This window comes from Larkinella terrae, from assembly GCF_009668025.1.
Classification (GTDB): Bacteria; Bacteroidota; Bacteroidia; order Cytophagales; family Spirosomataceae; genus Larkinella; species Larkinella terrae.
The window spans coordinates 102,267-112,184 of the sequence record NZ_WJXZ01000021.1 but is presented as its reverse complement, the minus strand read 5'-3'; the positions used below and the strand labels follow the sequence as shown (position 1 = coordinate 112,184).

At 52.1% G+C, this 9,918-nt stretch carries 11 protein-coding genes; 6 read left to right on the top strand and 5 right to left on the bottom strand.

The window, feature by feature from the left end:
* The 3 genes from GJJ30_RS32240 to GJJ30_RS31875 all read left to right on the top strand — a co-directional run.
* On the top strand, positions 1–288 hold a 288-nt coding region (locus GJJ30_RS32240; protein ID WP_205880641.1), incomplete at its 5' end, for a hypothetical protein.
* A 133-nt stretch (positions 289–421) separates the two neighbouring features.
* The gene (locus tag GJJ30_RS31880) at positions 422–916 is read left to right on the top strand and encodes an SRPBCC family protein (protein WP_154179393.1); all 495 of its coding nucleotides are present in this window, start codon (positions 422–424) and stop codon (positions 914–916) included.
* 235 nt (positions 917–1,151) lie between these two features.
* Complete coding sequence (locus tag GJJ30_RS31875; protein ID WP_154179391.1) at positions 1,152–2,000, top strand: alpha/beta hydrolase; 849 nt, start codon at positions 1,152–1,154, stop codon at positions 1,998–2,000.
* A gap of 75 nt (positions 2,001–2,075) precedes the next feature.
* Here the strand turns inward: GJJ30_RS31875 and GJJ30_RS31870 are convergent, their stop codons facing one another.
* Positions 2,076–3,497 (bottom strand): M14 family metallopeptidase, encoded by a 1,422-nt coding sequence (locus GJJ30_RS31870; RefSeq protein ID WP_154179389.1) that lies wholly within the window; start codon positions 3,495–3,497, stop codon positions 2,076–2,078.
* Positions 3,498–3,584: 87 nt separating this feature from the next.
* Complete coding sequence (gene crcB, locus GJJ30_RS31865; protein WP_154179387.1) at positions 3,585–3,968, bottom strand: fluoride efflux transporter CrcB; 384 nt, start codon at positions 3,966–3,968, stop codon at positions 3,585–3,587.
* 54 nt (positions 3,969–4,022) lie between these two features.
* Here crcB and GJJ30_RS31860 point away from each other — a divergent pair, with 54 nt between their 5' ends.
* From GJJ30_RS31860 to GJJ30_RS31850, 3 genes are all read left to right on the top strand, one after another.
* Positions 4,023–5,351, top strand: coding sequence for an APC family permease (locus GJJ30_RS31860; protein WP_154179385.1), 1,329 nt, complete (start codon positions 4,023–4,025; stop codon positions 5,349–5,351).
* Positions 5,352–5,368: 17 nt separating this feature from the next.
* Complete coding sequence (locus tag GJJ30_RS31855) at positions 5,369–5,818, top strand: DinB family protein (protein WP_154179383.1); 450 nt, start codon at positions 5,369–5,371, stop codon at positions 5,816–5,818.
* Positions 5,819–5,962: 144 nt separating this feature from the next.
* A complete protein-coding gene (locus GJJ30_RS31850; protein ID WP_154179381.1) occupies positions 5,963–6,352 on the top strand; it encodes a hypothetical protein in 390 nt (129 codons plus the stop codon).
* Positions 6,353–6,442: 90 nt separating this feature from the next.
* Here GJJ30_RS31850 and GJJ30_RS31845 read toward each other — a convergent pair whose 3' ends face one another.
* From GJJ30_RS31845 to GJJ30_RS31835, 3 genes are all read right to left on the bottom strand, one after another.
* A complete protein-coding gene (locus tag GJJ30_RS31845) occupies positions 6,443–7,078 on the bottom strand; it encodes a gluconate 2-dehydrogenase subunit 3 family protein (RefSeq protein ID WP_154179379.1) in 636 nt (211 codons plus the stop codon).
* Positions 7,079–7,298: 220 nt separating this feature from the next.
* Positions 7,299–9,044, bottom strand: a complete 1,746-nt coding sequence (locus tag GJJ30_RS31840; protein WP_154179377.1) for a GMC oxidoreductase — start codon at positions 9,042–9,044, stop codon at positions 7,299–7,301.
* 133 nt (positions 9,045–9,177) lie between these two features.
* Positions 9,178–9,753 (bottom strand): hypothetical protein, encoded by a 576-nt coding sequence (locus GJJ30_RS31835; RefSeq protein ID WP_154179375.1) that lies wholly within the window; start codon positions 9,751–9,753, stop codon positions 9,178–9,180.
* Positions 9,754–9,918 lie beyond the last annotated feature (165 nt).

Sequence of the window (9,918 nt, the reverse complement as noted above, 5' to 3'; positions counted from 1 at the left end):
CGGGCTTTAGCACGCCAATTAAAGCCCGGCACCGGCCGCCCGGCCTTCAGGGGGTTGGGGGCGGATTCAAATAAGGAAAATTCTAAAATTTTGACAGTTTTTAAGGGGTTGGAGTTAAGAAAAGTAAAATTCAGATGGTCTATAAGTGACTGTCTAAAATTCAGATTTTCCCTTTCTTCGGTCTGCCCCCAATCCCTTAAAGGGGGCTTTGAAATGCCGATTAAAGCCCCCTTTAGGGGGTTGGGGGCAAAGCGGAAAAGGAAAATTATAAAATTTAGAAGTCTCTAAAATAAGCGTTAAAAAAATTTGCGCAACCGAATAGTTGCGCGTATATTTGCAATCATTCGGTTGCAAATAAAGGAGATTTGGTGAATGAGAAGGGATGTAGACAACGTATTGCTTACCTTAAACACAAATAAAAATGAAAAGTAACCTCGTAATGAATTTTGTCGTTGACAAGGAAAACAGCAAAGTTTTAGTCGAACGGGAGTTTGCCGCGCCAGTTTCGAAAGTTTGGTCGGCTTTTACCGAAAGTCAGATCCTCGACCAGTGGTGGGCACCCAAACCGTGGAAGGCCAAAACCAAATCGCAGGATTTTACAGAAGGCGGCACCTGGCTTTATTCGATGGTTGGGCCGGACGGAACCGAACACTGGTCGCTGTTTAATTACGAATCCATCACCCCTGAGAAAAATTTTAGCGGTCAGGACGCGTTCTGCGACGAAAATGGCGTTGTCAACCCGGACTTTCCAACCTCGAACTGGTCGAACACCTTCAGCGAGAGGGATCAAAGAACAACCGTTTCCATTGAAATAAATTATCCTAAAATGGCGGATATGGAGAAGTTTCTCGAAATGGGCTTCCAGGAAGGCTTCACACAGGGTCTGGAGCAGTTAGATGAATTACTGGCCGCCTGAAAAGAGCGCAACAAATACGGATTTCTGCTAATTCCCCCTAAATTCGATTTTCGGATCTAGGGGGAATTTTTGTATCGTTAGACTAAAGAAAAAAGAGAATAGAAAAGAGAATAACCTCCTTAAAATGAATGCGTTAATATTGTTTTTTCTCTTGTATCTAAGTGTCTACTTGTAATCCCTATCCTTTTGACCTGACAAAACCGGTGTTTAAATTTATAAACTCCACGTGACCAAAATGAAAGCAAACGCTCTTCTTTTCATCCTGACTTTCATCACAACGCTGGTTTTCGGCCAGAGCAATAAACCGTTTGTTCTCGGCGTCGTCGATGAGCTAAAATCCGTTGAACTGGCCGAAAACCGGATCCTGAATATCTATCTGCCACCGGGTTATAATCCGGCCGATACGACGAAATATCCGGTGGTTTATTTGCTGGACGGTTCGGCTGATGAGGACTTTATTCACATCGTCGGTTTGTACCAGTTCAACACGTTTCCGTGGATAAACCGGGTGCCAAAATCCATCATTGTGGGCATTGCGAATGTGGATCGGCGACGGGATTTTACGTTTCCGACCACGATTGAAAAAGACGCCAGAAAATTCACCACAGCGGGTCAGTCGGCCCGGTTTATTCGTTTCCTGGAGAAGGAATTGCAGCCGTATATTCAAACGAAATACAAAACCAGCGCGGCCAAAACCCTCATTGGGCAGTCGCTGGGCGGGTTATTGGCAACCGAAATTTTGCTAAAAAAACCGACTTTATTTAACCGGTATATCATTATCAGCCCCAGTTTATGGTGGGACAACGGCTCGCTGTTGAACCAGAAATCCGACTTGTTACAAAAAACATTCATCCAAAAAACCGGTGTTTATATCGGGGTCGGAAAAGAGGGATTGACGCCCGGCGACATTCCGCATGTGATGGAAGTCGACGCCAACCTGCTGGTCGAGAAATTAAACCGGACGGAAAGCAAAACCGTACTCATTCATTTCGATTATCTGCCCCAGGAAGACCACGCCACCATTACGCACCAGGCGGTTTTCAACGCCCTACGGCTTTTATATCCGCCCCCCCAGAACCGTTGATCAAACCGCTTTCACTGCATTTTTCACCTAAAACCGCCCGCAGCATCGGGTAAATGGAATGGCGCCGATTAAAAATTACTCCACAACACCCGTTCCCAATTTGTTCGAACCGCTGCTGACATCCAGCCAGAAACCGTTGATGAATACGTACCGCAACTGATTGCCCCGGCGCAGCAGGAAAGTCGGAATCCGGCCGGTTTGCACGGGTCGGACGGCGGAAGTGGTGGGTTGAAGCAGGTGAACCGGTGCCGCATGCGTCGTTGCCCGCGAGGGTGCTGCCAGCCGGAACGTGGTGACGCCTTGCTGCAGCAGCGAATCCAGCCTGTATTTAGTCAGATCGGCCAGCGAACGCAGCGTATCGGCATGAATCAGGCCCGGCGAAACCGTCAAACCGGTTGCGTCGACTTCCTCGATGCCGAAAAACGTCGACAAATCGCCAAAATCCTCGATCGTACTGCGATACCCGAACGTGGCCGCATTGCCGACATTGACTTCGTAGCGGTTGATGCCAATATCGACCGTTACCGGTTTTCCGCCCCGCATCATCTGTGCGTTCCGCACCAGCACATCGAACAGATAGCGCTCATTTTCCGGAATGGTGTTGTATTCCGAGCGGGATTCCGCCTGGTAAGAATCCGTCGCGATGGCTTTCAGCGATGAGAGAATGGCGACGTAATTCAGCTTGCGGATAAACTGTTTTTCGGGATCGTTCGGATAACCGCCCGATTCGATTAGAACCAGCGTTGTGCCCCATTTCTGGATGTTGTCGCCGAACGCCCGCGGCTCGAATTCGTCGGAAAACCGCCCGACGCCACCCGGAATAAACTGCTGCAGCACCCGGTTCATGCCTACAATCAGTTGCATCGAACGCTCCCGCACGGAATTGATGCTCCGGGCCTGGTCAAAAGCCGTCGCCAGAAACGAGATGGTGGCTTGTTTGGGCGTCGGACCGGCGCTGTACCGGGTGTTCTGGTCGTGCAGATTAAAGCCGACCAGCGGTTTCAGTGATTGCTGTAAGCCTTTCAGAATCACCGACTCCGGCGATTGCAGCCGCTGCGCATCACGGTTCAGATCGATGTCCAGCGCATTCCGGCGCTGATACCGCTCGGCGCCGTCGGGATTCAGCATCGGCACGAAATAGAGCGTCGTTTCGGCCAGCAGCTGTTTCTTGAAATCGTCGAACGAACCGTCGGCGCGGAGCAGATTGAAAATATCGAAAATTGCCATCGTGGCCGAGGGCTCGTCCCCATGCATCTGCGACCACAGCAACACCTTGCGCGGGCCGTTTCCGACTTTAATCAGCTGAACGGGCCGTTTTTCCACCGATTCGCCCACTTTCGTGACCTCAAACCGGCCATCGGTTTTCAGTTTGTCGATCAGCGGCAGAATATCGGTTTGTTTAAACCGCCGGTGCGTAAGCGCGGTTTCGCGGTAGGTGTCGTAGGTATCGAATAAGTCCCGGGAAAAGGCCAGGTCCTGGCTGTATGCAGTGGTCATTAGCAACAAATTAAATACAAAGATGGTGAGGGATGTAGCAGATTTCAGCATGGTATGAAGTTGATTATCTTAAATCCCACTAAAAATTCAGGGCCGACCGAGGTACAAACCGGCCAGTGAGGCCAGTAAACACAGCATCACATTCAGGACCACATTCGACGCAGCCGCCCACCAGCGACCGGTTTGCATCAAAAACAGCGTATCGGTGCTGAAGGTCGAAAAGGTGCTGAAACCGCCACAAAAACCGACGCCGATCAGAAGCCGGTAGGTCTCGCGACCCGAGGCCCGGGCGGTCAGCCAGCCAACCAGAAAACCCAGAATCAGGCTGGCAACGACGTTGACAAGGAGCGTAGACGCTGGATAGGTCGTTTTCAACAACGGTTGTACGTACCGACTGACGCCATACCGCGCCACGCTACCCAAACCGCCACCAAAAAAGACCAGCCAAAACGGATTCGTGATCATTTCCATCAAATCAAGCTGTAAAAATAGCCGGTTTTTGGCGAAAAAGTCTATTATTGTAGCATGACACCCACTGAATCAAACCGCTCTTCCCAACTACTTCGCCTTTTGGGCGTCGGCTTCGGCGTTGCCGTCACCATTGGTGGCACCATCGGCACCGGCATTCTCCGCCGACCGGGGACGATTGCGCAGGAACTGGGACAGCCCTCGCTCGCGCTGCTGGTTTGGGCGCTGGTGGGCGTTTACGCCCTGATCGGTTCGCTCCAGGTGATCGAATTGGGCACGATGATCCCGAAAGCCGGGGCCTGGTACGTATTTGCGCGCCGGGCATTTGGCGATTACGTCGGTTTTCTGATCGGCATTAGTAGCTGGCTGGGCAGCATTGCGGCTATGGCGTTCGGGGCGGCTGTCATGGGCGAATACATCGCGTTGCTGATCCCGGATCTTTCAGCGTATATTAAGTTGATGGCGATTGGCATTCTGCTGGCTTTTACGGCTTTTCACCTGATTGGAGTCCGGTTGGCCAGCAAGGCGCAGGAAGTCATGAGTTTCATCAAAGCCCTTGGTTTACTGGCGTTTGTGATCGTCTGTTTTGTGTATACGACCGACAAACCGCTGCAATTTTCTGCGGATAATACCCTTCCCATTCAGGGTTCGTTGCTGGTCGGGATTCTGGCGGCTTTGCAATCGGTTTTTTACACCTACGACGGCTGGCACACGGCGGCTTATTTCACTGAAGAAGACATTAATCCCAACAAAAACCTGCCGCGTTCGATGATGATCGGCGTTCTGCTGATCATTGCGATTTATCTGCTGGTCAATCTGGCGCTGTTTCACGTGCTGCCCATCGAACAACTGGCGAAATCGAAACTTCCGGCCGCCGATGCCATTCAGGCGCTGTACGGCCCCGCCAGCGCGAAGGTGGTCACGCTGCTGCTCATGATTTCGATCATGGGCATTATCAACGCCCAGATCATGTTCAACCCGCGGGTGTTGTTCGCCATCAGCCGCGACGGCCTGTTCTCCCGGTATTTTACCCGCGTCAACACCGGCGGAACGCCCGGCCCGGCCATGTTTCTAACCGTCGGCATGTCGATTCTGATGATTATCACCGGCACGTACAACAAACTGTCGGATGTGGCCTCTTTCTTTTTTGTACTTTGTTACGCAGCGGCTTTTGCCTCGCTGATTCGCCTGCGGAAAACCGCTCCGGATTTGACCCGCCCGGTTCTGGCCTGGGGTTATCCCGTAACGACCTGGCTGATGCTGGTGGCTTCGCTGGCGTTTCTGGTGGGCGTTATTTACAGCGACCTCTACAGCAGCGCCTACGCCGTTGGTTTTATCATTCTGAGTTATCCGTTGTTTTTGCTGGTCAGGCGATTGAATCGCTGACGAAAACCGCTTCTGTAATGCTACAAACCCTGAAATCCCTGTTTGCGCGCGATCTCCAAAAACTGAGACGTGAAATTGAGCTGTACCGGAACGAAGAAAAGCTCTGGGTGGCCGCACCGGGAATCACCAATCCGGCAGGGAATCTCTGCCTGCATCTGGTGGGTAATCTGAATACGTACATTGGAGCGGTTTTGGGCCAGTCAGGTTACATCAGAAACCGCGAACTCGAATTTTGGCTCCGCGACGTTCCCCGCAGCGAACTGCTTCAGAAAGTCGACGATACGCTAGCCGTTGTCCTGCGCTCCCTGGATCAAATGACCGAAGAGCAGCTTCTGGAAGACTATCCGATGCTGGTATTTGAAGAAAAAACCTCCACCGAATACTTCCTGACTCACCTGACCACCCATTTAACCTATCACCTCGGCCAGATCAATTACCACCGCCGGTTGCTGGATTCGAACCGCTAAGCGGTTTTTCTATTTTCCTTTCATCCAACTATTTAGCCATACGTAAAAAGTTGCTCTTTAATGAGGCATAACCATGTACCTTGCAATGCAAACTAGATTATTATCGCAAAAAGAGAGTAGTTCTCATTTAAAAACAACAATACCATGAAAGCACCCCATTTTCTACTGGCATTTTGCCTTTTTGTCAGCCTGGTCAGCATTACGAAGGCCGTTGTTGCGCCAAAATCGGATCGCACGTCCTTCAGTGTGAGAGAATCGGATGATTCGTACCAGATATCAGCGACCTACGATCCGGATAAAACCCGAAAAGTACAAAGCTATCTCGACGAGTATTTGACCAGAAGCGGGGATGCTTCTTTCAAGAATGCGCAAATCGACGCCACGATGACGCTGAATGATAAGACGATTTTTTACATTAAATCGTCCCCCGGCAATTTGCTCATCAAATTCGATAAGAAACGGAATTCCGAAAAAGCGTTAGCCCGGTTTAAAAAATTGGCAGAGAAGTTAAGGGAGACTTTGACGGACAAATAACCGTTTTGCACAACCATTCATTCTATTAAAAACCACAACGGGCCGCTACAAAACCGGTTTTCGTAGCGGCCCGCTGTACACAATACCGCCTTATTTCTTTGGCTCGTCGTAGCTCAGCCCGTACTGTTTCAGCACATCTTCCGGCACACCTTCCCATTTATTCGGTGTGTTGCCGACGTAGCCCAGATCGTCGATGCCCATTTTGCTGGTGTAAAAACCGCCCATGACAAAATTGCGCATCATGGTAAAGAATGCGACGCCCTGCGTTAGGTCCGACGGGACTTTTTTGCCGGGGTAGGCAATCTGCTCCACCATATCGATTTGCTGCTCTTTGGTGCATTTCGCAAACAGATTTCCGTAGCGGCTGACGCACTTGGTATCCAGCCAGCGCAAGCCCCCGCGCATCGGCGTCTGACTCCGGGGTTGGTCGCGCATCATAAAATCAATAAAAGCCGGTACCCCCGCCTGCGACGCACTCCCCGATTTGGCGTCCGCCGGAATGATGATATCGCCTAAAATGGTGACGGTTTGCAATTCCGCCGGAGTAAAAAACTTCTCCGATGCGAGCAATTTAGCATCACGTTCGGCCTCAAATTTCTGCCGCCCGGGCAGGAGTTTAACCGCGGGCTTGGTATCCGGTGGCTCCGGAACAGCCGCTTCGACCGGTCCAACCGCCATACCCAATGACGCGACCGAAATTGCCTTTAATGTATCTCTGCGTTTCATGTTTTTAATCTTTAAGAAAGAACGGAATGAGGATAACGGTCGCGTAGCGACTTAATGTTTGTAGCCCAGAATACCTGCCAGATTTCGTGGTCGCGTAGCGACCAAACATCAAAGGCAATCGGTCTGATCGCTACGCGACCATGAGACTTTGCTATTGGGCCCTTTTTCTACAAACATTTGGTCGCTATGCGACCGGAAACATAATTCAATTCAAACGCTATCAAATATTCTTCTTCTTCACCTGATCGATCAAGTACTCCGAGGTGCGCATGGACGCGGCCAGGATGGTCCAGGTGACGTTTTTGTCGCCCTGCGTTACGAACGGGGCGGCATCGACCACGAACAGGTTTTTGACGTCGTGGGCCTGCTGAAACTTGTTCAGCGCCGACTTGCCAGGGTCGTTGCCCATCCGGACCGTACCTACTTCGTGGATGATCCGGCCGGGAGCGGCCAGGCCGTAGTTCTGCTCTTTGCCGGGTTTGTTGCCCATCGGCATTCCGCCCATCGCTTCGATGATCTGCTCAAACGTATCCTGCATGTGTTTCGCCTGCTTGATTTCGTTATCCGACCATTTGTAGTGAAACCGCAGCGTCGGAATCCCGTATTTATCGACCGTGTTCGGGTCAATTTCGCAGTAATTGCTTTCCAGCGGAATCGGTTCGCCCCGGCCCGACATGCTGACGTAAGCCCCGTAAAACCGGCGCATGTCGTCTTTCAAACCGGCTCCGTAGCCTCCGGCGGGTTTCATTTTGCCGTCACGGCCGGGAATTTTCCCGTTCAGGTTTTCGATACCGCCCCCAAAACCGTAGCCCGGCATGCCCATACCGCCCCCGTATTCGATGTGGTAGCCACGCGGGAAATCGAGTTTGCTGTTGTCGAGCCACCAGGGCGTAAAGACGTGCATGCCGCCCACGCCGTCTTCGTTGTAGCGTTTGCGGTCCATCAGCGCGGGCACAAAACCGGAGCGCGACGCCCCCGTCGAATCATTCAGGTATTTGCCGACCACGCCACTCGAATTGGCGAGACCGTTCGGGAAGCGGGCCGATTTGGAGTTCAGCAGCAGCCGCGCCGATTCGCAGGTACTGGCACCGAGAATGACGGTTTTGGCGTACACCGACATTTCCTGCATGCTGATCGTATCGACGTAGGAAACGCCCGTTGCCAGACCGGTTTTGGCGTCGGTCAGCACTTCGCGCACCATCGCGTTGTTTTGCAGCGTCAGATTCCCGGTTTTCACGGCCGGAATACACAACACCGACGACGACGAGAAATCGGCGTAGGCCGAACAGCCCCGGTTGCACTGTCGGCAGTAAAAACACTGCCCGCGTTCTTTATTAATCGGCTGAGTCAGAATCGATAAGCGCGACGGAATCACCGGAATGCCAATACCGGTAGCGGCTTTTTTGAGCATCAGCTCGTGCAAACGCGGCTTCGGTGGCGGCAGAAAATGACCATCCGGCTCGTTGTGCATATTTTCGACCGATCCAAACACCCCGATCAGTTTATCGACGCGGTCGTAGAACGGTTTCATGTCGTCGTAGGTAATCGGCCAGTCGTCGCCGATACCGGATAAGGTTTTCCGCCGGAAATCGTCGGGGCCAAACCGCATCGAAATCCGGCCCCAGTGGTTCGTCCGTCCGCCCAGCATCCGGGAGCGGAACCAGAAGAAATCGCCACCCGGTTTGGAAGAATACGGTTCACCCTCGATTTCCCAGCCGCCCCAGGCCGCGTCGAAATCGCCACCCGCCCGTGTGGTGCTGGCCCCGCGCCGGGGCGATTCGTACGGCCATTTGAGCTGCGTCATGTACTTCGGGTCGGCGGGGTCAAAATAGCCACCGGCTTCGAGCAGCAGCACTTTCGCTCCGGCTTTGGTCAGCATGTAGGCCGCCATACCGCCCCCCGCGCCCGACCCGACAACGATGGCGTCGTAAACCGTCGGGGCTTTTTTAATCTGAAAAAGGTCCATGCAGTGAGATTTAGGAAGTAGTCGGAAAGTACTGTACAGTAAAAACTTATCCTCTAAAAAGCCGTCGGGGCGCACCAACTACTGATGCGCCCCGACGGCTTTCGTTATTCGTTTATACCATTCGCTGGCTGACTTACAATTTGTCCGCGTGATCCCGTTTGGCAGTGGGTTCAGTGGAGCCCGCAATTTGCACGGGTATGGCAATAACCGGCTTGCCATCAATCATTTTCAGGTCCCAGAGCGCAATGGATTCATGCGGAATTTTTAGCTTGCCCAGCTCGCCAACCAGTTCGTTATACGCCTTCTGATTCAGGCTTTTCATGCTCTGCATATCGGCCGGTTTCAGGATTGCCAGCGTTTCCATCAGCGTCAACCGGCCCACCTCGGCCAGGTTGCAGATTTTCCGACGTCGAACGATGGAATAAAACGTCATTCGGGTCTGCACCCGGAGCGGTATCTGGTCCAGCGTAATGGCGGGAATTTCGCTGAGAATCTGTTTTCTTCGCTGAATTTCGCTTTCCAGGAACGACTGCAATCGAATCAGTTCCGCCCCGGAAACCGTCGTGATTTTCTGGCGCAATCGTTCAAGATTCAAATCTTCCTGCATGTGCAAAAGGTAAAAACCGGTGGGGTTCCGAACCGCGATAAGCAACCAAAATGACTTCGCGATCTGGTATACAAAGGTAGTTTCCCACCCAGTGGTTTTCAACAGAAAAAACCCGGTTCTTTGAAGAAAAATACAGTTTTTAATTAACCAGAAGATCCCCCTGTTGGTAAGCCCGAAGGGCTTGACTATTGATAACCCCGAACTCGGTTCGGGGCCGGGAAATCACAGCTGCCATCCCAACCCCGGTAGGGGTTGACTTAACCCGCA